This is a genomic window from Candidatus Williamhamiltonella defendens (assembly GCF_900699045.1).
Lineage (GTDB): Bacteria > Pseudomonadota > Gammaproteobacteria > Enterobacterales > Enterobacteriaceae > Hamiltonella > Hamiltonella defensa_A.
In genome coordinates this window covers 431885-457260 of the sequence record NZ_CAADHL010000001.1, presented here as the reverse complement: position 1 = coordinate 457260, position 25376 = coordinate 431885, and the positions used below count along the sequence as shown (strand labels likewise).

Below are 25376 nucleotides of genomic sequence, written 5' to 3'. Positions count from 1 at the left end.
AGCTTCTTCTAATGAACTGTCTTTAAGTAAATTGATTGCCTTTTGAGTTTCACTAAGACCATGCAGTAATAAGGATGACAAGTTAAACGGACGTTAATATTAGGCACTAAAAAAGGCAGAGATTTTATGATTGCACGACTTTCTTTACAAAATTGTGGTTGAGGCTAGCAATAGCGGCTTCAACGATCAGTTGCCGACAAGACTTTGAAAGTCTCGTTATATTTTTGAAATAAGCGAACTAAAAGATCTTGAAATACTTTGACTCATGAACTCTGAGTATTAACTAAATTACTATACTGCTGTATGCTATACCGCATTTTTTTTACCATTTGGCCAGGATTATTGAGGCCAGTAGAGGATATTTTTGCTTTTAAATCTTGAGAAATTTTTGACATTTTATCTGACAGCATATTTATGAAAGATTCAATATTTATGGTTTTCTCTTAATTGTGGATTAAAGTACGCAATTGCGCAGGCGAATGCTGATAGCGACGACGAAAACTATCTGAAAAATGAGCATGATTACTAAAATTACACTCCATTGCTATATCAGAAACACGTAGTCGAGTCGATTTGAGCAATTCTAATCTTTTTTTAAACGCTTATCTAAGCGCCAACGCTTTATGGACTTTCTAAACTTTTGATAAAATAAGAAATTTAATTTGTGTGATGATACGCCTAGTTTTTCGGCATAGCGTGAAAAATTCCATGCATCGAGACTATTTTTTAAAAAATTCTAACAACTCATTTTAATGAAAAATATACGCCTCCTACTATTTTCAGTAGGAGGTTTATCTGTTCCCTCTTCATTAATCCCTAAACTGACTGCTTGGGGGATTAGTGTATCTGTCAAATAATGAAGTCAACCAAAACTTTTGGGTAAAGATCTGCTTTATCTGCCAGGCAAGCTTTATTCAAATGTAATAAAATACTTTTTGAACAAGAACATCGCGCTACATCAAAATTATCCGTCTAACCTCGGAAAATGAGCGTTTTATTAATAGATGATTCAGAAATAAATTTTAAAATTATAGGCATGATGTTGTCTGAATTGGGTCATGACGTGGAATTGGCTCATAGTGGTGATGAAGCGCCTGAACTAGTCCATGATCAATGCTTTGATTGAGTGTTGATGGACATTCGTATGCCAAAGCTCAATGGTTTACAAACGACTAAATTGTAGAGAACAGATCTAAAAATAGGGATAAAGAATGCCTGATTGTTGCTTTAACCGTTAACACGAGTCCTTCAGAAAAACAAGGAGTTTATAAAGCAGGCATAAATGATTATTTATGTAAGCCCGTAACTATAGCAGATCTCTCCGGTATTCTTGACCTATCAGCTCAATTTCAGATAAAGCGAGATATCTCTTTAGTCGCGCAGGTATTCACGCTAAGACCCGTTTTGGATACAAAAAACAAAAAACTAATATCAAAAATATATTTATCCATATCAAAGTTAGATAAAGAGATAGCCGAATCTATTCACAATCCGGATCCAATCTATCTATCCGATCATTTACATAAATTGAAAGGGTGTGTAGGACAAGTAGGATTCATTGAATTGCAAGAAAAAGTGGTAGAGTTAGAAAATATTCATGAAAAGAATCAAATAACAGAAAAAGATATTAAAGAATTAAAAATTTAATTAAAAAAATAATATAAGTAATTAATTAAAAAATTTTTTTTGAAAGCTAAGAGAAAGATGAAAAAAGTATGAACGTAAAAATATTGATCGTGGATGATCATGACCTCATTGTTTATGGTATTAATAATATGTTGTTGCATTATAAACGTTATCAATAGGGAAAACAGAGAATGGATTAGATATTTATAATTTATATGTTCAAACAGAACCTGATATGGTCATCCTGGATTTAGAATTACCTGAAATGAATGGTCAAGAAGTGATTTTGCAATTACATCGCCGATGGCCATAACTGAATATTTTATTCTTAACTGCTCGAGAAGAAGAGCAGTATGCGAGTCAAATATTAAAAATAGGGGCTCTGGGTTATGTGATTTAAAAGCCCCCAACAAATTTTAATGGGGCGGTGCAAACCGTACTTATAGGGAAAAAATATATAGACCCTACTTTAAATGTTGATAGTGTACTGAAATTCATCAAAGAATCGGAGCATTCTTCTTATATATTAACCTCCCGTGAACGACAAATTCTCCAACTGATTACAGAAGGGGTTTCCAATCAAATCATTGCAGATAGACTTTATATAGTGAAAAAACGGTAGAAACACATCGTCTTAATATGATAAAAAACTTGATGTCCATAAAGTAGCTCAATTGATTCAGTGGTCGCAACGTTTAGGTATTAATGTTTAGATAAAAACTACACCTAGGACTTCTGTATACAAATTCCATGAAGAGATAAGTGCGTACTTTCCATGTAGAATCAATCATTTTTATTGAAAAGATAAATTAAAATATTCACACGAACATTTTCAAAACGGCAGTGAGGAGTAGCAAGTGCTTTTATGTCTATTTTTATAAAAACATCTGAAGAAATCGAAAAAATGCGAGTCGCTGGTCGTTTAGCAGCCGAAGTGTTAGAAATGATTGAACCTCATGTGCAAGAAGGGAGGTCAACCGGTGAACTAGATAGTATTTGCCATGATTATATTACAAATCAGCAAAAAGCTATTCCTGCTTGTTTAGGCTATCGGGGTTTTCCAAAATCAGTTTGTATTTCGCTTAATGATGTAATTTGTCATGGTATTCCATCTCATGAAAAAATTTTAAAAAGAGGAGACATTCTCAATATCGATGTGACTGTCTTCAAAGATGGCTTTCACGGCGATACTTCCAAGATGTTTATGGTCGGAAAACCGACGATTATCGCTGAACGTCTGTGTCGTATCACCTTAGAAACGCTTTATTTAGGAATTAAAATGGTGAAGCCTGGTATTCGTCTGCGCTCATTAGGAAAAGCCATACAAGTTTTTGTTGAATCACATCATTTTTCTGTTGTACGGGAATATTGTGGACATGGTATAGGCCGAATATTTCATGAAGATCCTCAAGTATTACATTATGATGATGAAGATCATGGTCTTATTTTGAAAGCAGGTATGACTTTTACGATTGAACCTATGGTGAATGCAGGCAAAGCGCATATTCGAGTCATGAAAGACAAATGGACAGTCAAAACCAAAGACCGCAGCTTATCCGCACAATATGAACACACTGTTGCAGTCACTCATGATGGATGCGAAATTTTAACTTGGCGTCCAGATGAACCTATTTCTAAGCTGATTCAGCATCAGGACTCATCCTCTTGCAGATAAATCTTTTTGAGATACATCAAAACATTTACTTATATTGAGAAAATATGAACATGTCAGACGCACAAAAGATAATTGAGAATGCCTATGAAAATCGCGCCAGTATTACAGCAAAGAATGTAGCCCCCTCGCTGAGGAAGACCATTAATGAGATTATTGAGCAATTAGACAGAGGCGAAAGAAGAGTTGCCGAAAAAATCAATGGACATTGGGTAACATATGAATGGCTAAAAAAAACAATCCTACTCTTTTTTTATATTCATGAAAACCAGATGATAAAAGGATTAGAAACAGCGTATTACGATAAAATACCTTTGAAATTTTCAGCTTATCAAAGTGACAGATTTTCACGTGAACGCTTACGTGTGGTTCCCCAAGCAACAGTACGAAAAGGCGCATTTATCGCGAAAAATACGGTTTTAATGCCATCTTATGTTAACGTCGGCGCTTTTATTGATGAGGGCACAATGATCGATACTTGGGCTACAGTGGGCTCTTGCGCCCAAATTGGTAAAAACGTTCACCTATCAGGCGGTGTGGGTATTGGAGGTGTTTTGGAACCTCTACAAACCAATCCGACTATTATCGAAGACAACTGTTTTATTGGTGCTCGTTCAGAAATCGTTGAAGGCGTGGTGGTGGAAGAAAACGCTGTGATTTCTATGGGTGTGTTTATCAGCCAAAGTACACGTATTTATGATCGTGAAACTCAAACGATGTATTATGGTCGTGTTCCTGCCGGCGCCGTCGTTGTTCCAGGCAGCCTCCCTGCTAAAGATGGAAGCCACAGCCTATATGCTGCCATTATTGTGAAAAAAGTAGATGCTAAAACAAAAGAAAAAATCTCTCTGAATCAATTGCTGCGTTACGATGCATGCCTATAAAAGGAATCATTTTGATACTAAATATCAATTCACTTGGTTCTATAGATCTGTTCATCTAGAAGTAGAGAGGCTCAAATAAATATAAAATACCTGTTTATATGATCTTTTTCGTCATGAGGCGCTGGCTGTACTCAGTTTAGGTAGCGAAACGGACGATAGCAAAGAATTATTATCACGTTATGAAGATTTTCGGATCAATATATTACGCTAAGAATGCGGTATTGAACTGGAGCTGATCAATCCCTCTACTGCAGTTCTTATTGATTAAAAACAATTAAACTATTACAAGCGAATCTCTTTTTTGTATTATGCGATATTTTATTTTTATACAGTAAAATGTCAGAAATTCTATTTCTGCAAGATTCAACGGCTTCTGTTTATTTAGCAAATCAAGTTTTTTATACTCCGTCATGCGCGAGTGTTTTATACTCACTAAGAACCTAATCTTATCATTTGTCGGGGAGGCCATTCTATTAACACACAAGAGTATTTATATACTCATCAGGTTGGGCATCCGTTGGGTTTGAGAGAATTGAATATCTGCACAGGATGCGAACCAGGTGTCATCGAAGCGCCAATGAAAGGTGCGGTGATTGCTCACGCTCAGCAACTATATAAAAAAAGGCGTTTTATTAGTATTACGGAACCTTCTATTATTGTCTCGGAGCTAACCAACCCCGTGGTTAACGAGCTGATTATTATGCCAGATAAAAACGCTTAGAATCTTTTTTACTCATGGCGTACGACATTATTATTTTCCATGGTGGTGTCAGCACAGTAGAAGAATTTCTCTATCTTTTAAGTATTTTGATAGATGTTAAAAACAGGCATCAGATTTTACCACTGATTCTCACTGGCCCAGAAAAAGTGCGGAATATTTGAATGCACTTAATACGTTTGTTATCGAAACATTGGGCCCTCAAACCGGTTGTTTTTATCAAATTATGATTAGTCATGAGCAAGAAGTCGGACAACAAACAAAAAATGATGAAAAATTAAAGAAAATCGTTGCTACACAAAAGATGCCTGTAGTTTCAACTGGTTGATTTATTTTAAATAAAACAATAGCATCTGTTTAATCTAACGCATCAAAATATGGCAGATCTCAATCTAATATGCTATCAATCGACAGAGGCGCTTGCGGCGGACTTACGTTGTGCTTTCTTAGGCATTGTAGCCGTTAATATCAAAGACAAAACCATACAAGCTGTAAAAACTCAAGGCCTCTTTAAACTTAAAGGAGATCCAAACATGTTGCAACAATTGGATCAATTATTAGAAAATTTTATTCATCAAGAACGAATGAAATTAACCGGAACGACTTATCAACCCTGTTATGAAATTGACATCTTATCCACTTTTGTCAATCAGCTGTGATTGCTCTTTATCATTTTGATTATTAAATCACCTCTTACGATCTGATCGTGTGATTTCATGCTTTCCATCAGTTGATGGGTTAAAATTTTTAGTGCGAAAAGTGCGAAGCATCAAGCATCGTACAGCGTGATTAGGCTTAAGGACTGCTTTTTTGAGCAGTTTTTTTGAAAGCATGAGAGACGGCAATCAATCCAAAAATGGCCGTCATTATGGTGACAGAACCAAAACACGATGCATAATCTATTCTCTTGATACCTTTCCCTGAAGCAGAGGGACATCAAGCGCAGACAGAACCATCTGGTTGTCAATACAGCAACGTTTCTCTTGAAAAAACACAGTCTGTTTTTAATTTGCCTTTGCGATTTTTTACAATATTAAAATGGTCTTTTAATTTTTTTCCATTTGCTTGCGAAAGAATTTTGAATAGTTTTTTTAAATCTGCGACTGCAATAGAACAAGGATCTCCTTGACATTTTGCCGCTCCTATGATGATCACGGATATTTGATTCCAACGCCTTCTATCCTATCCCGCAAATATGTTCCTGTAAAAATAAGATGAGGGCGCTATAACTATATAATCGCTTGATACCGCTAAAACGCTGTTGATAAGCGTGAGAAAAGTGTGTATTCATATGATATCTCATAAAAACACACAAATTCCGCTAATACAACGCCGCTTTACCTACAGACAAAGCAAACCTCATCAACAATTAAAAATAAATCCTCTGAGAGAGGAGGATTTTGAAGTTTATTCAATTAACTATTCTAATTGCTTTAAGAAACAGTACACGGAGTAAGATTGTTAAATTATCATTGGGCGATTGACCATAGACTGCCAATCAGTTAGAGCGCTCGGTTTTTCGGTATTTTTTCTACTTTTTTTAGATTGAAAATACCTTTGTTAATATTTTGTAATAAATCTGATTTCATCCCGCTCGGCGGTGATACCGGAGTTTTCTATCTATCTAGTAAATTTGGCTTTAATGGCAATTTAGATTTTTTTAGTGCTTGTGTTTCTTTCTTTGGCTATTCCATGTCCTTTTTCATTAGAGATGTCGGTGGATATGTCTCTCTCTCTGCTAGTGTAGTTTGAGGCTTTTCTGTAGAATTTGTTGGCTTATGATTCTGCACCTGCAATTTCTCAGTATAACTATAACTTAGAGCCTAACCAGGCTTTCATAAATCCTCTTTTATCCAAGAAGAACGTTCATTCACCGAATTCGATTTTTTTCGTTACTAGTTATAGCTTTTTTCTCGTTTTTATCTATTCTGAAAAGTGTCACCTCCTGAATTTGGCGGTGGCGCTTGTTTTTTCTGTAGCGGTACTTGTGCCTGTATTTGCGTCGGTGTCTGTGTCGATGCATCTTTTAATCTACTGAATCCGTTTTTTAAACCTCTGCTATTTGTATTGAATTTTAGTAGAGAGATAGTGCTGTTTGTGACGCAAATAAATTGCGTGAGCCTGCTTAGTATGTTAAAACAAAATTTGTTTGAATCTTACAAAAGGGCACACAAAAATCAAAAAATATCTTGTATTAAGTGTTACTTAAGTTAAATACAAATACATTTCAGAAAAGAGCTTAACTTTAATTTTTAAAAACTTTTAAAAAACGCTCTAGCTTATTACCCTAAAATGCCCCTAAATTAGTAAAATCATTTAATCTCCTTATCAGCACTATTACCGATAAAAATCGTGGGTGATCAGTTTTAGAATTGCTTCTTTTATTTAATACACTTAACCTCTTATTCAAATTTAATGTGAACGAAAAATAAAGTCTCTATCCAGTTAAAAACCCATGGAGGTTTACCTCCACTGCAAGATGCCTCTATAAAACGGAAATCATCGTAAATATCAAAAAACAATTACGCCGCAGGGAAATGCACCATCATGCGCTCTCAGAAACATACCCTCAAGTGATTCGCCAGTTATATGCCAGTCGAGGGATAAGAACAGATCAACAACTGGCACTAGGGACAAAAAGTTTATGCAATTGGCAAGCATTGGCAGGTATAGAAGCCGCGATTCAGATTTTAAAAGAGGTCTTCTTATTGCAAAAGCGGATAATGATTGTGCGGGCTTTCGATGTAGATGGCGCGACCAGTACAGCATTGGCGATGATGGCACTGGAAGCAATGGGAGCCCAAAATGTGCGTTTTTTGATACCCAATCGTTTTGAAGAAGGCTACGGATTAACTCCAAAGATAGTGGAACAGGTATCTCTTCGTGGTGCAGATCTGATCATCACTGCAGATAATGGCATTTCTTTACATGAAGGTGTCGATTTGACACATCACAAAGGCATGCAGGTACTGATTACAGATCATCATCTTCCGACTGAGCGCTTGCCTAACGCAGATGCCATTATTAATCCCAATCAACTTAATTGTCCTTTTCCTCCTAAATCTATAGCAGGTGTCGGGGTTACTTTTTATCTGATGCTTGGATTAAGAGCGCATTTGAGAAAAGAGGGACGATTTCATAAAAATATCCAGGAGTCGAATTTGGCGGAATTTTTAGATTTAGTAGCTTTAGGCACAGTGGCAGATGTCGTCCCACTTGATACAAATAACCGTATTTTAGTACATCAGGGCTTAAATCGCATTCGTTCGGGCAATAGTCGCCCTGGTATCGTTGCCTTACTCGAAGTGGCTTCGCGAGGCGCGCGAAGCTTAACGGCCACTAACCTTGGCTTTGCTCTTGCTCCTCTCTTAAATGCGGCAGGTCGTTTAGACAATATGTCGGTAGGGGTTTTCTGTTATTGACGCAAGATCTGTCTGAAGCCAGAGAGTTGGCCAAAGATCTCGATGCTTTCAATAAAGCAAGACAAGAAATTGAATAAAGTATTCAAAAGAGGCATTAGAACTATGTCATAAAATTGAATATCATGATCAAATCCTCCCACAGGGTCTTGCTCTTTATCATCTTAGATGGCATCAAGGTGTAGTCGGCATTTTAGCGTCGCGTATCAAAGATCGTTTTGATCGGTCAGCCATTGCTTTTGCAGCGACAGAAAACAGGCAGCTTAAGGGCTCTGGTCGTTCTGTAGCGAATATACATATGTAAAATCTCTTAGAGCAGCTTGACCGGGCCTATCCTGGACTGATAAATTTGGCGGCCATGCCATGGCTGCTGGTGTATTGATGGAGCAGAATAAATTTGATTTCTTTCGTCAATGTTTTGACGAACGAGTGGCGGTCTCTTTAAAGAACGTAGAGCTTGAAAATAGTATTTAGTCAGATGGTAAGCTCTCTCTTGATAAGATTTCTTTGGAAACAGCACAATTAATTCGTGATGCAGGGCCTTGGGGGGCAAGGATTTCCGGAACCCGTTTTTGATGGAAAATTTCGCATTTTACAACAACGTCTACTTTGTGGTTGTCATCTTAAATTACAAGTGGAACCGATTGAAGGTGGTATACCTTTAGATGCGATTGCGTTTAATGTTGATCTAAAATCGTGGCCGTATCCCCTGTTCAAACAAGTGACTTGAGCCTATAAGTTGGATGTCAATGTATTTCTTCAGCAGCCACAACTGCAACTTATGATCTAGGGTATTTGGGAAGACAATGGATAGTGAAACCCTTATTTCATCAGGTAATATAAAACATCTTAATTTGTCTTTTAAACGCTCGTCTTTTTAAATATCTCAAAATGTGGTCTTTTCAAGCAAGACATGAAACATTTTTTTTAAATCTTCAAAATACACCACTTTGATAAATATTGATCGTTTTTTTAAATAAATGGCTAAAATTCCGTCTTCAGATAATTTTATATTTTTTATATGTTTATAATTAATAAGAATATTATAATAAAAAAATCCATCTTTTTTAAAGATTAATTTTGGATACCGAATATAAAATATATAAATTATTAACAATAATAAACAGAATAATAAATATATCGTTAAAGACGATGATAAATTTATCATATTTTTATATATGAAGATTATTGTTAATCCTATTAAAATAGTGGCATCAACTTTATTTTTACGTTCTAAATTAACCTTTAAAAGGGTTTTTCCTTTGATGAAATTTAAAATAAATTCATTATAAACGGCATAAATTAACAAGGAAATGATGAAAATAATTAAAGTATGATCGACCTTTGACATAAGGTGAGTTCCTAAAATTTCTTAACTTTTTCCTATTTTTATTGTTTAATATCTATGTTCAGAAATTAAAACGAGTATTCAAGAATTAAGGAGAAAGAAAGCCAAGCCAATAACCAAAGATGCCGATGGTAAAGAAACTTAAAATAATCCATAGCGCATTAACATTTCGCCGTAATATCCACATACATGCAAAGGTCAATAGTAATGGTACTAAACCAGGCATAAGTTGATCAAAAATCGTTTGTAATGTCGTGACAGTGATATGACCTGTTTGATCTGTGATTTTAGAGACAACGACAGGGATATTAATATGTGTCCATTTATTCACTAAGGCACCCATCACAAATAACCCAAGAATAGAAGCGCCTTCTGTTAATTTTTGCAAGACCCCTCCCTGCATGTCATTCACCATATTAATCCCTTTTAAGTAACCATAAGTTATGCCGTAATAGAGAGATAATAAACGCACAAAATTAAATAGTATAAAAAACAATAAAGGTCCCAGTAGGCTGCCACTCATGGCAAGCCCTGCTCCGAGAGCAGCAAAAACAGGACGTAACGTTCCCCAAAAAATAGGATCACCCACGCCGGCAAGAGGACCCATTAAACCGACCTTAATTCCGTTAATGGCTGCATCATCAATGCGTGCACCATTGGCTCGTTTTTCTTCCATTGCCATCGTGACACCTATGACAGGCGCCATAACGTAAGGATGAGTATTAAAAAATTCTAAATGGCGTTTAATTGCTTGTTGACGTTCAGTATTATTTTCTGGATACAAACGGCGGATTGCAGGGATCATCGAAAAACAAAACCCTAATGCCTGCATACGTTCAAAATTCCAAGAACCTTGAAAAAGATGAGAACGGATAAATGCCGCACGCATATCACCTGCCGTTAATTTTTTTTTACTGGATGCTACATTTTCATCTGCGATTGTTTTGGTTGCTTTTTGAGATGTTTCAGTCGTATTAATCATAATTTTTCTCTGCATTAATCTAATTCGTTATCAAGATCATTATAAAGTTTTTTTGCATCTGATGGCTCATACGCTGATTTATGATATTTCGGATTTAATTGGATATACAAAATAGCCATGACTATTCCGATGACACCCAAAGCGACAAGGTTGAATTGAATAAATGCGGCAGTGACAAATCCTAAATAAAAAAATGGCATCAGGTATCGAGCTCCCATCATATTGATGACCATAGCATAGCCGACTACTACGATAATACCTCCTGCAATATTTAATCCTCCTGTGACCACTTCAGGAATAGAACTCAGTGCGGATCGTACTTCGCTGGTGCTAACCGATAAAACAACGACCAAGACAGGGATAGCAATACGCATTGCTTGCAAAAATAAAGCAGAAATGTGTAAAAAGCTGATGGCTCTGAGATTGCCTTTCTCCGCAGCTCTGTCAGCAGCATGTTGAAAAGCAACAGTGATACTGCGAACAAGGATCGTTAAAACCTGCCCTGTTGCTGCCAGAGGCATTGCTAACGCGATCCCGACGCCGATATGTTGTCCTCCCACGATCACTAAAATACTAGAAATAATAGAAGCCAAAGCCACATCAGGAGCCATTGCAGCACCAATATTCATCCAGCCTAGGGCAATCATTTCAAGGGTTCCCCCTATGATGATCCCTGTTTTAAGATCCCCTAAAACTAAGCCAATTAAAGTACAGGCAACCAATGGACGATGAAATTGAAATTCATCTAAAACAGAGTCCATGCCAACAATGCATGCAATAAAAAATATAAGTAAAATTTGAAGAGTCGTTATCTCCATTGAACTTTTCCTGCTGTTAATAAAAACCTGAAAAACAATAAAAAATTAATTTATGCACAATAAATTAATTTTTTATCTTACTGATTAAATCCATGATATTATAGGAGATATCTGAAGGAACTTGACGAACATCCAATTTTATTCCTAGTTGAGATAATGCCGTAAATGCATCAATATCTTTCTCGAAAACTGAGATAGCATTGTTTATTTTGATTTTACCTTGAGTATAAGCCAGACCCCCTACATTTACTGATAAAATATTTACCCCCCCTTTAATCAACCGTACTACATCAGAAGGATGAGTAAAGAGCAGCATGACTCGATCATTTGCATATTTAGGATTGTGATAAACACGAATCGCCTTGTTAATATTGATAACATGACCACTGACGCCAGGCGGGGCAACCTGTTTTAATAAACTGATTCGCATTTGATCTGATGCGACTTCATCACTGACCACGATAATGCGATTTACATCGGTTTCTTTGACCCATCGAGTGACTACTTGCCCATGAATTAAACGATCATCAATACGAACTAATTGAATCTTCATATAGCCCTGATTCTGTGGATGATTCACAGATGTTAAATTGAAGCGTTGAGATTCAGGATGAATATTAAAAGAGGGGAGATTCGATTTTTTTAGAGCAAGTTCGTTACTCATTTTAGACGCTTTAATTCCAGCATTCCCTGTTTCCAATGCGATAGAAACTAATTTAGATAAAGAAATATCATCATCTCGTGCCATCAAAACTTCAATCAGCATCGGCACGTTAACACCAGAAATCGCTTCATAATTTTCTTTATAAGCAATTATTCTATTTGCTGCATTAAAAGGGCTTCCACCCCAAGTATCTAATAAAAACAACACCCCATCTTGGGCCTGCAAAGTTGCTAATATCTCATGATATTTGTGTACTAATGTTTCCGTGTTTTCCCCTGCTAAAAAATTAACATAAGCTACGTTTTTTTGTTGACCTATCAGCATTTCTGTTGTTTCTAAAAGGTATTTTGCACAGTTTCCATGTGTGCTAATGATAATAGCAATATTCACTTGCTGATTCCTTAATATTACATTTAATAAAAATAGATGTTTTTGAATTTAAAAATTTATCCAACACATTTTCCCTGTCTATACAATCTGAAACGTCCGTTGTTCTAGTTATCTTACACCTGAGACGGTATTGTTTTGTATATCACTTGAATATTTCGCTTAATAAATGACTTTATAGTAAGAATATTTTTTAATATTATACTTTGATGAGTCAGAATTAAAACTAATATTCACCTAAGAAAAGATATGAGTAAAAAATGACCGTATTCATTGAAGAGTAGGTTAATTGAAATTTGTTTTTAATATCAATAAAAAAGAAATATTGTTTTATATTGATGCATCAATATTTCTTTAATAAGATTTTTCAAAACAATCAATAAACAGGAAATCGCTCGCAAATAGACAGCACTTTTTCCTTAACATTGTGTATCAATTTTTCATCTTTAGTATGATCTAATAAGTCACATATCCAAGACGATACTTCACGTGCTTCTTCCTCTTTAAACCCTCGCTTTGTAATTGATGGAGTCCCAATCCGTATACCCGATGTGATCAGAGGACTTTTGGGATCATTGGGCACAGTGTTTTTATTCACCGTAATGTTAGCACGCCCCAGTAATTCATCTATCTCCTTTCCAATTAAGCCTTTATCTACTAAATTCAGTAAAAATAAGTGATTTTCTGTTCCACCTGAAACAATTTCATAACCCCGCTTTAAAAACAGCTTGACCATCGCTTTGGCATTTTTAACCACTTGCTGCTGATAAATTTTAAATTGAGGTTCCAAGGCTTCTTTGAATGCTACGGCTTTTGCTGCAATTACGTGCATTAATGGCCCCCCTTGAATTCCCGGGAAAATCGCCGAATTGAGTTTTTTATATAATGATTCATTGCCACCTTTTGCAAGAATTAAACCACCCCGAGGGCCAGCTAAGGTTTTGTGAGTGGTGGTAGTGACCACATGCGCATGAGGCAGCGGCGTTGGGTAAACGCCCGCTGCCACTAAACCTGCTACATGAGCCATGTCAACTAATAAATAAGCCCCGATGCTATCTGCAATAGTGCGCATTTTTCTCCAATCAACGATACCTGAATATGCAGAAAATCCTCCAATAATCATTTTTGGTTTGTGGTTTGTTGCCAATTTTTCTAAAGTGTTATAGTCAATTTTTCCTTTTTGATCAACACAATAAGGAACGATATTATACAGCTTTCCTGAAAAATTGGCCGCAGATCCATGTGTTAAATGGCCGCCATGATTTAAATCCATCCCTAATACCGTATCACCAGGATTGAGTAATGCCATATAAACCGCAGTATTCGCTTGTGAACCTGAATGCGGTTGCACATTTGCGTAATCAGCATCAAATAATTTTTTAGCTCGTTCTATTGCGAGTTCTTCAACAATATCAACATATTCACATCCACCGTAATAGCGTTTTCTCGGATATCCCTCCGCATATTTATTAGTCAGCTGTGAACCTTGAGCCTCCATTACAAGATGACTGGTATAGTTTTCAGATGCGATTAATTCAATGTGTTCTTCCTGACGTATTATTTCTTGCTTCATGGCGCGCCATAGATCAGCATCATACTCTGCAATATTTTTTGACATAAAAATCTCCTAATGATTTAGTTTTTAGTATGGCCACGTCAAATCCGACATACCTGTCCTAAAGCAAACTAGTTTAAAGTTTACATCAGATTTTTCATGTTCTACAAGAAGGCGGCGATATAATTTGGGTTGTCCGGCTTCTGCAATGTTTTCTGAATGTTTTGCCCGGTAACATCCCTTATGGGTTTACTATTCAAGTAGGTTTATTTATTTATAAATGATAAAAAATCTTGATTTTTGTATTACTTTATGTGATTTAGTAGAAACTTTTTAAGTTTTAAAAATAACTTTTATTGCATTTTTTTGTATTTTAATTATCGCACCTGCACTATTTGTGAGTTGTCGTAAAACCCCGTGTCATACTGACTAAAACGCTATTAATGGCACTAAAAATTTATTTTTCACAAAATATTATGTTTTCTCGCTTTTATACTTTAAATACTTATTTGGCCTCTTTTTTTGCTATTATTAGGATTTTTGGCTTTAGCCGTTAAATCGAAGTGATACTTGGCCTGGGTTTCACCCATAAGACTGGTGTAAAAAAGTATATGTATATAAAATAAGCAGAATCATAAAGATTTACTTTAATAAAATATTAACTTTAATGATAGTCGTGGAGTTTTTGTGGCTGAAATGAGTATTTTAGATTTGTTTTTGAAGGCAAGTTTCTTAGTTAAAGGTATTATTTCAATATTAATCTGTTTTTCTATTTTTTCATGGGCGATTATTTTTAAAAAAACAAGCATTTTAAGAACAGCTACAAAGACAGCTGATACTTTTAAAAATAGATTCTGGTCTGGTATTGAGCTGTCGCATTTGTACCAACAAAGTGATGATCGACGCGATAAGCTTTCCGGTTCAGAGCAAATCTTTTATTCTGGGTTTAAAGAATTTGTGCGTTTGCATCGTGCACATCATCATGTTTGTGAAGCCGCTGTTAAAGGGGCAGCTCGAGCCATGCGTATTTCGATGAATCGTGAGCTAGAAGCTTTAGAAACGCATATTCCATTTCTTGGTACCATCGGATCTATTAGTCCATATATCGGACTTTTTGGTACAGTGTGGGGTATTATGCATTCTTTTATAGCATTAGGTGCCGCAAAACAAGCGACCTTGCAAATGGTAACGCCTGGCATTGCAGAAGCTTTAATTGCCACCGAGATTGGCTTATTTTCTGCTATCCCAGCTGTTATGGCTTATAATCGATTTAATCAAAATATTAATAAAATTGAGCAAAATTATGATAACTTTGTAGAGGAATTTATTGCGATTTTGCATCGTAAAGTTGTGACTTCTGAGACGGATAAAAACTCTATTATAATAAATAAAAAATCAGTCCAACAATAAACACCTAGATCACTTTGATTATAGAAGGTTATTTAATGCGAATACGTGTTTGTCATCGTCGTGGGCTGAAGCCAGAAATTAATATAGTTCCATTGCTCGATGTGTTATTAGTAGTTTTGCTTATTTTTATGGCAACGGCGCCTATTATTACTCAAAGTGTTGAAGTTAACCTACCTGAAACAAGCCACTCTAAAATGGTAGATGAAAATCATTCCCCTGTAATTATTGAAGTGTCTGGGACAGGTCACTACGCTATGATTATTGATCATAAAAGAATGGAAGAACTCTCAGAGAAACAATTAATCTCTGCAGCAAAAATGCAGCTAAAAAACAATTTAGAACCGGTTTTTTTGATAGGGGGCGCTAAAGAAGTTGCTTACGATAAAATCATGAAAGTGCTCAATATATTACATCAGACCGGGGTTACTTCTGTCGGCCTGATGACACAGACGATATAAATTTTAAATTTATTCAATTTGATAATTTATTTGGAAAATAACTTTGGAAAAGTTTACTAAAGAGAATAAATTAAATTATGCTCTTATTCTTTCGGGCTTTTTGCATTTGATTTTCATCATTTTTATGATTATCAATTCCTCCAGGTTCAAACTAAATAAAGGAAGTCAGGGTGATCAGGGTGATAAAGATAACGTCATAGATGCGATTATAGTAGACCGATCTAGAATGACAGAACAATACCAACCTCATCAAAATCAAGAAGCAAAACCAAAACTGGTATTAGAAAGGCAAACAAAAGAAGCACAACAGCAAGCGGAAAAACACAATGAAGAACAACAGCGTTTGAAAATTTCAGAAGAGGAACGATTACAAGCACAAGAAAATAAAAAACAAGAAATTATAAAAAGAAAGCGACAGATAGAAGAACAGCATCAACGTTTAGTCGATCAACAAAAACAGATCAACTCTGCGATTAAAAAAGCACAAGAAGAGCAAAAACAAGTTAAATTAGCTGCCGACAACGCAAAAATAGAGGCCAAGCGAATCAGGTCTGAAATAGAAAAAAAAGTACAGGCTGAACAAAAAAGAAAAAAATCAGTAGCTGTAGCCAAAAAAAAGTCTGAAAACACAATAAAAAATGTTGCTCAATTATTTGATGATTTGGCATCGCCTCAAAACACACCTAACATTCAGATAACTGAAAGAGGAAAAAAGGGATCGCATACTGAAATAAAAAGCTATTTAGATCAAATTATACACGCGATTCAAAGTAAATTTTATGATGCCAGTCTTTACAATGGAAAAAGATGTCATTTACGTATTAAATTAGCCCCTGATGGAAAATTAATCAGTATTAGAGAGGAAAGCGGAGATACTGATCTTTGTCAGTCGGCGGTAGCAGCAGCAAAGCAAGCACATATTCCTAAGCCGCCTAATAAAGATGTTTATCAAGTATTTAAAAACGCTTCTCTGGTTTTTACACCATAATCATCTATAAAATCTCGTTTTTATTTTCTATAAAGTTGTTAGAATGATTTGAGAGAACAAAGGAAATAAAATGAAGCCTGTATTTAAAATACTATTCAGTCTGTTAATATTATGGACTTCTTTATTACATGCACAAGTACGTATTCAAATAACTCAAGGGGTTGATTCAGCCAGACCTATTGCTGTTGTACCATTTAAGTGGCTCGGCACTGTGGAGTCGCCAGAAAAAATAGCGGACATTATTAGTTCAGATTTACGAAATAGCGGCAAATTTAATCCGATTAATCCTTCTCTAATGCCAGAAAAACCTTTTACTGCCTCTGAATTGATCACGTCTTCTTGGTATGGTTTAGGTGTAGATGATGTTGTAGTCGGTCAAATTCAACCCGTAGATAATAATCACTATTTAATTTCTTATCAGCTAGTAGAGATTTCATCAGGGACAGTTCTAACACAAAATCAATATAAAGTGACTCAACAATGGTTACGTTATGCGGCGCATAGTGCTAGTGATGAAATTTTTCAAAAATTAACAAGGATTAAAGGTGCTTTTTCTACTAGAATTGCTTATGTTGTACAAAAAAATACTCGGCATCTCTCGTATGAACTAAAAATTTCTGATTATGACGGTTATAATCCATTTGTTGTATATCGTTCATCCCAACCATTGATGTCGCCTGCTTGGTCTCCTGATGGCCAAAAATTGGCCTACGTAAATTTTGAAAGTGGCAGATCAGCTTTAGTCATACAAAATTTAGCGAGTGGTAGTATTCAAAAAATAGCTAATTTTCAAGGCCATAATGGCGCCCCGGCATTTTCTCCAGATGGGGCCAAATTAGCTTTTGCTTTATCTAAAACTGGGAGTCTTAATATTTATATGATGGATCTTGCTTCTGGAAGCATCACTCAAATCACAGATAGTCGAAGCAATAATACAGAGCCTAGTTGGTTTCCAAATAGTCAGTACTTAGCTTATACCTCTGATCAAGCGGGTCTGCCTCAAGTTTATAAAATTGATATCAGCGGTCATGGTGTGTCACAAAGAATCACTTGGAATGCAAAGCAAAATCAAAATTCAGCTGTCAGCCCAGACGGGACATTTTTAATTTTGGTGAATTCAAAAGATGGGCAGCAGCATATTGCCAAGCAGAATTTAAAAACCGGAGATGTTCAAATATTAACAGACACATTTTTAGACGAAACGCCTAGCGTCGCGCCTAATACGACGATGGTAATCTATAGTTCTACTCAGAACGCGAATTCAGTACTACATCTAGTTTCAACAGATGGGGGCTTTAAAGCCCTATTGCCAGCAGTGGACGGACAGGTAAAATTTCCAGCATGGTCACCTTCTTTTTGATAAAGCCACCGCCTCTCTATTAACTAAAAAGGTTTAAAATAATGAAATTCAATCATAAAATACTTACACACCTCGCTTTGGCTCTATTTATTTTTTCTGTAATAGCGTGTACCTCTCATAAAAATATAAATCATTCTGAAATGGGCGCTGAAACAACGGATATTAGTACGGATATGAATAGTAATTCAGGTATGTCTTCTGCTGATCAAGTGGCTCAAGTACAAATAGAAGAATTGCAAAAAACCAGTGTGGTATATTTTGATTTTGATAAATACAACATTAAGCCTAATTTTGCTGAGATTCTTAATGCCCATGCTAATTTCTTACTTAATAATCCCTCTTTTAAAGTCTATATAGAGGGACATACAGATCAAAGTGGTACATCAGAATATAATATGGCTTTAGGGGAACGTCGGGCTAACGCTGTAAAGATATACCTCCAAGGCAAAGGTGTTTTTGCTGAACAGATGTCAATTGTATCTTATGGTAAAGAAAAGCTAGTTTATCGGGGTAATAACAAAGAAGATTATTCTCAAAATCGTAGAGCTGTGTTGATTTATTAATAAAGTGAGCAAATGAAATGAACAGTAACTTCAAACAGCGATATAGTTTGTCGTTACTGATTGGCGCATTAACAATTCCATTCACCACGATAGCTAAGGCGCCCGTCAGTCAACTAAACTCAGAATCTCTGGAATATCGTATTACGCAGCTCGAGCGTATTTCTAGTGGTCGTGGTCAGTTACTAACAGAATATGAACAAAAATTTGGCGATTTACAGCAGGATGTAAATGATTTACGGGGGCAGATTCAAGAAAATCAGTATGAGATTGAGCAAATAAAAAAGAAACACAGAAATGAACAGGGTGATATGTCTTTAAAAAATGATAAAACTGAGATAAAAGCCATAACTCTAAAAAATACAGATAATCAAAACGGAGCAATAAAAGTAGTTACCCTTAAAAGTAAAAATAATGAAAAAAAGGATTATGATGCTGCACTTTTTTTTATTTTTGAAAAAAAAGATAATAATCAAGCAATCCTCAATTTACTACATTTTGTAGAGGAGTATTCGGAATCCATCTATCGACCTAACGCATATTATTGGCTAGGGCAGCTTTTTTATAATAAAGGAATGAAAAATAAAGCCTCTTATTATTATGCTGTTCTTGTTAAAAAATATCATAAATCGCCTAAAAGGCCAGATGCCATGTTAAAAGTGGGTATGATCATGCAGGAATCAGGTAAAACTGACAAAGCACAGCAAATTTATCAAAGACTTATTGAGGAATATCCTCTAAGTGCTGCTAAAAAAGAAGCTCAGAAAAAACTGCATGCGGCTAAAAAAAATTAACTATTTCCCATTTTTACCTTTCTGAGAAACTTACCGTTATGCCTTTGTCTCTAGCAGCTTAGCTTCAAGCTACTGCAAATAAACTTTTCATTTAAACTTTTTCTATTGCAGTGCATTAACTAGCTAAATGTCGTTAGCCAGGTATATTGATTCCCGATAAATGAGATGGCTTTTTTGTATAGGTACAATCCTTTACAATAGTATATATATAACTGTTATATATGATATATAGTCATTCGATTAATGAAGTAATCTAAAAATTCATCTACATTTCTTGACCGCAAGAATAATAAATCTGTAAAAAAACCTCATCTTTGTTCATCAAAGAGTCGCTACGTTTTGACTGTAAATTGTGGCCTCGTATTATGAGAACAACGTCTAAAGTCTATGCTACACCCATCAATCGCAGGCTAAAATTACTGACAAAACGTTCATGAATGTTTCTAACAATAACTTAATCTTTATATTATTGATTTTTATTAATTTTCATAACTATAAATAGGGGGAAAGCATGTAAGATGTATCTGATAATAAACTTGCAGGATTTTTTACAACATTACGGGCAAAAGCATTCTGTATTATTAAAGTAAGCTATTGTTGATTTTATTAACCCAGTTTCACCTGGTGAGCTAGCTAAAATGGTGATAGAAAAAGCACTCGAGAGCTAGCTCATAAGGTTAATGGAAAATGTCAAGTAGTGCATAATATTTTCAATTGATATACATCGTTAGGTCGGCATAACTGGTCACGAAAGGTTCAGGCAATTAATCATTAGCATAGACCTGCTGAAGAATTTACGTATTTGTTTCGTACTTTTCCTAATTGGTAAAAAGAAGATTTAACGGTGTCTTTTCAGTACCCGGGGTGGCTAGGCCTATATGCTAAAACATCTGACGTGTTTATTATTCAAGGTATACGGCGTATCCGATAGCGTATATGGAATTTATTATCATCTCTCTTGCGCTACGATCAAAAGAATTTTTTTACATCGATTATTAACAAAGAGCTGGTCTCTGGTGATGTTTCGTATATCCCTAAGGATTTTTCCCATGAAGTAATTTCGTCAGAAATTGCTGCGAGTTACTGTATGAATTTATGGAAAGACAACAGCCTTCGTATGATAAGGAACTGGACTGAATCTTTTTCAGAAAAAATTATAGAGGAATTGAGTATTACCCCTCTCCTGATTTACTTATGTGTGATGACCCTACAGAAATTCTACCTCAAGATATTACCGCCATTCAAAACATAATAAACCAATTTTTACTACAGCAGCGAGATAGTCTCAAAACCTGGTTTGATCAGAAGATGTCTCAATCATCTTACGATTTACCTAGGTCTCCCGCGGCTCAGGTTTATCCATCATCACAAGTGCAATCAATATAGTAGCAGGATATTTTATTATGCCGTTTAGTGGGTCTACGTATATTACACATCGGCGATCGTTATTTTCTTAACGGTGAATCACTTCCATGGAATTATGCTAACCCATGGAATATCATGGCGCATAACACGACGATTAATGAATATATGCTTATAAAATTCATAGATGATAACGATTTTATCACACAGTTAACCTTGCTTATCAATAAATGGTATTGGTATTTTCAGGGAATCAGTATAAAAATTTTTTTGACATAAACTTTTGAAAAGAATTTTTTATTTTTTATAGGATATGTCTCAGTTACCTCTTCAAATTAAACGAATGTGATTTATCTACACAGTACATAACCATTGGTGGAAATTATGAAAAATAAATTACCTAATACCCATGATTTTTGTTTTATGCGTGCACCAGCGGATTGCCGCTCCAGTCTTTTTACCATGGTCGTGGTGCGTATTGGCATTATGACGGCCCTTGGACAATTTATGATGGGTGCCCTGCTGGGCCATACTATGTCTTTTTATGATGCTTTGCTGGCAACTTTTCTTGGCAGTATGCTGTTGGAATGCGTGAGTTTAGGACTTGGTATTGCCGGTGCACGTGAAGGGTTTTCTACTAGTCAATTAGCACGATGGTGCGGATTCGGCTTTTATGGCTCATCTTTAGTCAGCATACTCATCGCTTTCAGTTTGATAGGCTGGTTTGGTGTACAGAATGCTATTTTAGCAAATGGGCTGAACTATGCCATGAATAATAAGCCTGGATTTGTCATTTGTGCCCTATTGTCAGGACTGGGGTTAACTGCATTTATGACATTCGGATTGCGCGCTATGGGGTGGATAGCTATACTTACAGTGCCCTTGTTTATGCTAGTCGTAGGCTGCATTGTCCGTGAACTGCTGGCGGGACATCACGTCATTGACTTGATAACCACCCCGCCTACAGGAGAGCCAATGACATTAGGCATGGCAGCGACTGCTGTTGGAGGAGGCTATATAGTCGCCGCTCTCTCCACAGCCGATATTGGGCGCTATTGTCAAAATGGTCGTCATGTTTTCTGGATGATTACTTTGTCTATCATCGCCGGCGAATTCGTGGTAAACAGTATCGCGATACTTATCGCCCACGCTCTTAATACCTCCGACGTACTGACTATTCTGACACAGACAGCTGGCTGGATTGGCCTGTTAGCCGTCATACTCTCGGCGCTAAAAATCAATGATTCCAATCTTTATTCCTCTTCTCTAGCTGTGCTCAGTGCGGTAGAAGTTATAAGTGGTCGCAGGTTATCCTATGTCGGATTGACACTCGCGCTTGGTACACTTGGCACATTGCTGACGGTGGCAGGTATTTTTGAAAAATTTACCGATTTTTTACTGCTGCTGGGGGTCATGTTTCCTCCTGTCGCCGGTGTGATGTTGTGCGATTATTGGCTATTGAAAACTCATCGGGTGAAACTTGATGAAAGTCTTCGGCAGCAACAGCTGCCTGACCCAAAAATCCTTCCAGCCGTGGGTTGGAACGGAGTTATTGCTTGTTTGGCTGGGATCTTAACTGGACTGATAATTCAGATGGGTATTCCTTCTTTGAATTCACTGTTGGTGTCGATAACGGTTTACGCACTGCTTAACAGTTATCCCTTTAAAAAAGCTGCCAAATGACTTGGCTAGATTTGAAAGAGATAGAACATATTATGGTGCTTCTTTTTTCGCCAGAGGCGGCGGATCCCTATATCGGTAAAATTATGGCACAGTAAGCAATTCAATAGCATGGGATGATTTGGTTTCTTGACTCAGAGGTGTTCCAACCGCACGAGCTGCTTTTCTCTCTGTCATGATAGGCCCCCTGACTGTTATGGTAGAAAAATCCCATAACAGGAAAGAGTCTATTGTCGCCTGCCAGTATATGAAAAAGCACTTGGGCCGTACCATTGCTAGCATTTATCCTCTTGAAACAGGTGGTGATTCCACTAGAAACCGCTTATCGTTTGGGATTACCTGTGGTCGACGTTGATGGCATGGGCCGTGCTTTTCTAGAATTGCAGATGACCACATTTTATCTCGATAGGATTAACGCCTTAACTTTTATCATAGCAGATAAAAAATTGAACACCGTGTTGGTCGACGCTATGGACAGACATCAGGCTGAGGAATTTGCTAGGGTAGTGACAGTGAAAAAGGGAGGTGCCTCCGATTTTTGCCGCTTCACCTATTGCATCTACACAGGAAAGAAACTCAGGTATAAAAGACACAATTAGTTTTATGCGACATATCGGTAAAAGGATATGCAAGGCTCGCGCAGCCAGAGATAATTTAGTGGATACGCAGAGGCCATGTTTTATTTCGTGGCAAGGCAATACGCGTAAGTATTAGCGCAGCGAAGATAGGTTTACTTGCAGGATATCAATTTTTACAGGTGTAGAAGAGAATGTCAGCAGTCGTTTTGAAGTGCTGTTTCAAAATGCATACTTTCTAGCAAAACAGGAAGAAATACCACTATATATCACCCCTAATTTAATTATCCTACTTTAGGAGGATAAGTGCTTTCCGGCTCTTGCTGAAAGGCTGAGTTATGGTATGCATGTGGTGGTGATGCGGGCCCATCTTACGATAAATAGCGCACTTCGCGAGGTATCAAAGCATGTGGTCCAGTTTATTGTAACTACCCTGATGATTATAAACCTATTGAGATGCTAGCGATGGCACGTATAAGGAGCGGTCTAATGAATTATCCGCTGAGATTGATCTGTGGGGCACTTATACTGATGCGGTAGTACTAAACTTTCATCATGAATAGTGGTCTTTACTACACAGCCCATCATTGCTGATGTAATGTAAAACATTGGCCACGCAATTGAAGTCATCCTTGACCAGTCGTCAATTAATCCAGCCCAAATTAATTGGGCGACGCTGGGTGCAACCTACTACTGTACCAACGCTATAGTTGCACGAAAAAATCTTGAACCTGTAGCACACTTTCGTCTAGGCACTGCCTGCAAACTCTAGCAGTGCTTTCGTTGGTTAATATACCGGTAAATTTTCATAAAAAGTTATTGGTATATCTGTTTACCGTTTCAGAATCATCTCACTATGATAGCCAGCTATTGGCAGTGGCAGCACTCGGTGAAAAAATAATCCGAAGCTAGCTTTACTCGGTAAAAGAGCTGGTCAGCGCAGTTTCGGTTTGTGGTGTATTTTTCCTGCTGAGAGATACTCAAGAACGTCTGGTAGCAGAAATAGTTTAGGAGATTTTGAGGCATGATATTATGATCTCTTAGCATCAGATAATCGGCTCTATGAGTTTACTCGAGAGAGAAAATGCGGTGATATTGAATGCAGCTCTCTGAAGTGTGGCTCAAAGTTTGACTAACGGATTTAAGGAAACGCTGTTGCAGAACAACAGCAGTGCTCCGCTTTATTTTGGTCAAAAAGATGGTAACTTAATGCCAGTCAAACAGGCACGACGCCTCTCCATTTTGACGATTGCTTCTAGTTCAACTAATAGCATCTGTGTCACTGCAATGTGAACGGATCTTGAGGATGGACTGGTGGTAGATATTAGTGGCACTACTACTGATATGGGTGTATTAAAAAAACGAGTTCTCTCGTCAATCTTCGCTAGCAGCAGAAATTGGTAGACTACGTAGCAGTTTTTGCATGCTGGATATTACCTAGATTGGTATAGGAGGTGTCTTTTTAGTGACTTTCAACTCTGATGGTACGATTCATGTGGGAGCGAAAAGTGTAGGTTATCAGTTGAAGTAGCATGCGCTTCTGTTTGGTGGTGACACTTTGACCGTGACCGATATCTCGGTGGCCAGCGGTTCCCTACGTGGCAATAGTAGAAGCCCTGGAACGAATAAATACATCTTTTAGTGATATGCCGGTCATTTTTGTGACTGATAGAGCTTACTTGTCACCTATCGGATTACGAGGAGCTGCAAAGTTGATAATGTCTGCGTATGCCTCAGTAGCGAATGCCGCAGCTGTCTCCCTTGCTAAGGTCAGGGGTAGTGTGGACACTATTTTTCTACCAATACTGAGACGATGGAAGCTTGTTTGTTGCAGGCGGGAAAAGGCACGAAAAGCGGCAATGGAAGTCGGAGCAATACCTGATACGGTCAGAATTATCGAGCTGTAATCTCTGCCACTTGTCTATATGCCCGGAAATTTAGTTAGAATAAGGGCTAAAGCGGCAGGCACACTCAGTACTTGTCTCTCGCCAGATCAGGACTAACGATCCCTGTTTTTTGTTAGAAATTTTTAAATTGAGAGCACAGTACCTCTACAGACTCATATCCAATAGCGTACTGGCAGAAATTATAAGTTTTTGTGAAAAGTAACAATGAT

General features: G+C 36.8%; 24 protein-coding genes and 4 pseudogenes. 21 read left to right on the top strand and 7 right to left on the bottom strand.

Going from position 1 to position 25376, the window contains the following annotated elements; genetic code table 11:
- Positions 1-443: 443 nt before the first annotated feature.
- Positions 444-749: pseudogene (locus CICURV3402_RS02090) on the bottom strand (helix-turn-helix domain-containing protein); the annotation flags it as partial.
- 236 nt (positions 750-985) lie between these two features.
- Between CICURV3402_RS02090 and CICURV3402_RS06440 the strand changes: the two are divergent.
- The 9 genes and pseudogenes from CICURV3402_RS06440 to CICURV3402_RS07505 all read left to right on the top strand — a co-directional run bounded on the left by CICURV3402_RS06440 (position 986) and on the right by CICURV3402_RS07505 (position 5559).
- Complete coding sequence (locus CICURV3402_RS06440; RefSeq protein ID WP_235667588.1) at positions 986-1126, top strand: hypothetical protein; 141 nt, start codon at positions 986-988, stop codon at positions 1124-1126.
- Positions 1127-1404: 278 nt separating this feature from the next.
- A complete protein-coding gene (locus tag CICURV3402_RS06435) occupies positions 1405-1647 on the top strand; it encodes an Hpt domain-containing protein (protein WP_235667587.1) in 243 nt (80 codons plus the stop codon).
- A gap of 68 nt (positions 1648-1715) precedes the next feature.
- Positions 1716-2339 (top strand): annotated as a pseudogene (locus CICURV3402_RS02080) (two component system response regulator).
- Positions 2340-2491: 152 nt separating this feature from the next.
- On the top strand, positions 2492-3301 hold the full coding sequence (gene map, locus CICURV3402_RS02075; RefSeq protein ID WP_158379634.1) for a type I methionyl aminopeptidase: 810 nt from the start codon (positions 2492-2494) through the stop codon (positions 3299-3301).
- A 50-nt stretch (positions 3302-3351) separates the two neighbouring features.
- Positions 3352-4182 carry a 2,3,4,5-tetrahydropyridine-2,6-dicarboxylate N-succinyltransferase gene (dapD, locus tag CICURV3402_RS02070; protein WP_158379633.1) on the top strand — a complete coding sequence of 277 codons (831 nt, stop codon included), beginning with the start codon at positions 3352-3354 and terminating at the stop codon, positions 4180-4182.
- Positions 4183-4303: 121 nt separating this feature from the next.
- Positions 4304-4393 (top strand): pyrimidine/purine nucleosidase domain-containing protein, encoded by a 90-nt coding sequence (locus CICURV3402_RS07520; protein ID WP_407079062.1) that lies wholly within the window; start codon positions 4304-4306, stop codon positions 4391-4393.
- A gap of 321 nt (positions 4394-4714) precedes the next feature.
- On the top strand, positions 4715-4903 hold the full coding sequence (locus CICURV3402_RS07515) for a hypothetical protein (protein ID WP_407079049.1): 189 nt from the start codon (positions 4715-4717) through the stop codon (positions 4901-4903).
- Between the two features lie 157 nt (positions 4904-5060).
- A complete protein-coding gene (locus CICURV3402_RS07510) occupies positions 5061-5228 on the top strand; it encodes a hypothetical protein (protein ID WP_407079048.1) in 168 nt (55 codons plus the stop codon).
- Positions 5229-5277: 49 nt separating this feature from the next.
- The gene (locus tag CICURV3402_RS07505; RefSeq protein WP_407079047.1) at positions 5278-5559 is read left to right on the top strand and encodes a pyrimidine/purine nucleotide monophosphate nucleosidase domain-containing protein; all 282 of its coding nucleotides are present in this window, start codon (positions 5278-5280) and stop codon (positions 5557-5559) included.
- Positions 5560-5863: 304 nt separating this feature from the next.
- On the opposite strand, the gene CICURV3402_RS07500 is transcribed toward CICURV3402_RS07505, so the two are convergent.
- Positions 5864-6055 (bottom strand): hypothetical protein, encoded by a 192-nt coding sequence (locus tag CICURV3402_RS07500; RefSeq protein ID WP_235667586.1) that lies wholly within the window; start codon positions 6053-6055, stop codon positions 5864-5866.
- Positions 6056-7437: 1382 nt separating this feature from the next.
- Here CICURV3402_RS07500 and recJ point away from each other — a divergent pair.
- Positions 7438-9046, top strand: a pseudogene (recJ, locus tag CICURV3402_RS02055) (single-stranded-DNA-specific exonuclease RecJ); the annotation flags it as partial.
- Positions 9047-9205: 159 nt separating this feature from the next.
- Here recJ and CICURV3402_RS02050 read toward each other — a convergent pair.
- The 5 genes from CICURV3402_RS02050 to glyA form a co-directional block, all read right to left on the bottom strand.
- Positions 9206-9670, bottom strand: coding sequence for a DUF986 family protein (locus tag CICURV3402_RS02050; RefSeq protein ID WP_158379632.1), 465 nt, complete (start codon positions 9668-9670; stop codon positions 9206-9208).
- Positions 9671-9755: 85 nt separating this feature from the next.
- On the bottom strand, positions 9756-10649 hold the full coding sequence (locus CICURV3402_RS02045; protein WP_158379631.1) for a PTS mannose transporter subunit IID: 894 nt from the start codon (positions 10647-10649) through the stop codon (positions 9756-9758).
- 14 nt (positions 10650-10663) lie between these two features.
- Positions 10664-11467, bottom strand: a complete 804-nt coding sequence (locus CICURV3402_RS02040) for a PTS mannose/fructose/sorbose transporter subunit IIC (RefSeq protein ID WP_158379630.1) — start codon at positions 11465-11467, stop codon at positions 10664-10666.
- Between the two features lie 64 nt (positions 11468-11531).
- Complete coding sequence (gene manX, locus CICURV3402_RS02035; protein WP_158379629.1) at positions 11532-12521, bottom strand: PTS mannose transporter subunit IIAB; 990 nt, start codon at positions 12519-12521, stop codon at positions 11532-11534.
- A 373-nt stretch (positions 12522-12894) separates the two neighbouring features.
- On the bottom strand, positions 12895-14136 hold the full coding sequence (gene glyA, locus CICURV3402_RS02030; RefSeq protein ID WP_158379628.1) for a serine hydroxymethyltransferase: 1242 nt from the start codon (positions 14134-14136) through the stop codon (positions 12895-12897).
- A gap of 624 nt (positions 14137-14760) precedes the next feature.
- Here glyA and tolQ point away from each other — a divergent pair.
- The 11 genes and pseudogenes from tolQ to CICURV3402_RS06405 all read left to right on the top strand — a co-directional run bounded on the left by tolQ (position 14761) and on the right by CICURV3402_RS06405 (position 25167).
- Positions 14761-15483, top strand: a complete 723-nt coding sequence (tolQ, locus tag CICURV3402_RS02025; RefSeq protein WP_158379627.1) for a Tol-Pal system protein TolQ — start codon at positions 14761-14763, stop codon at positions 15481-15483.
- A 35-nt stretch (positions 15484-15518) separates the two neighbouring features.
- Positions 15519-15941, top strand: coding sequence for a colicin uptake protein TolR (gene tolR, locus CICURV3402_RS02020; protein WP_158379626.1), 423 nt, complete (start codon positions 15519-15521; stop codon positions 15939-15941).
- A 43-nt stretch (positions 15942-15984) separates the two neighbouring features.
- Positions 15985-16929: a cell envelope integrity protein TolA gene (gene tolA, locus CICURV3402_RS02015; RefSeq protein WP_158379625.1), complete on the top strand. Its 945-nt coding sequence runs from the start codon at positions 15985-15987 to the stop codon at positions 16927-16929.
- Positions 16930-16999: 70 nt separating this feature from the next.
- On the top strand, positions 17000-18289 hold the full coding sequence (gene tolB / locus CICURV3402_RS02010) for a Tol-Pal system beta propeller repeat protein TolB (RefSeq protein ID WP_158379624.1): 1290 nt from the start codon (positions 17000-17002) through the stop codon (positions 18287-18289).
- A 41-nt stretch (positions 18290-18330) separates the two neighbouring features.
- Positions 18331-18852 carry a peptidoglycan-associated lipoprotein Pal gene (pal, locus tag CICURV3402_RS02005; protein WP_158379623.1) on the top strand — a complete coding sequence of 174 codons (522 nt, stop codon included), beginning with the start codon at positions 18331-18333 and terminating at the stop codon, positions 18850-18852.
- A 17-nt stretch (positions 18853-18869) separates the two neighbouring features.
- A pseudogene (locus tag CICURV3402_RS06425) lies at positions 18870-19088 on the top strand (tol-pal system protein YbgF); the annotation flags it as partial.
- Between the two features lie 72 nt (positions 19089-19160).
- Entirely contained in the window at positions 19161-19643 is a 483-nt protein-coding gene (gene ybgF / locus CICURV3402_RS06420; RefSeq protein WP_235667613.1) for a tol-pal system protein YbgF, read from the top strand.
- 1746 nt (positions 19644-21389) lie between these two features.
- On the top strand, positions 21390-22688 hold the full coding sequence (locus CICURV3402_RS01995) for a cytosine permease (protein ID WP_407079046.1): 1299 nt from the start codon (positions 21390-21392) through the stop codon (positions 22686-22688).
- Between the two features lie 269 nt (positions 22689-22957).
- Complete coding sequence (locus CICURV3402_RS06415) at positions 22958-23284, top strand: S-methyl thiohydantoin desulfurase domain-containing protein (RefSeq protein ID WP_235667584.1); 327 nt, start codon at positions 22958-22960, stop codon at positions 23282-23284.
- 1131 nt (positions 23285-24415) lie between these two features.
- Complete coding sequence (locus tag CICURV3402_RS06410; protein WP_235667583.1) at positions 24416-24553, top strand: hypothetical protein; 138 nt, start codon at positions 24416-24418, stop codon at positions 24551-24553.
- A gap of 425 nt (positions 24554-24978) precedes the next feature.
- A complete protein-coding gene (locus CICURV3402_RS06405) occupies positions 24979-25167 on the top strand; it encodes a hypothetical protein (protein ID WP_235667582.1) in 189 nt (62 codons plus the stop codon).
- Positions 25168-25376 lie beyond the last annotated feature (209 nt).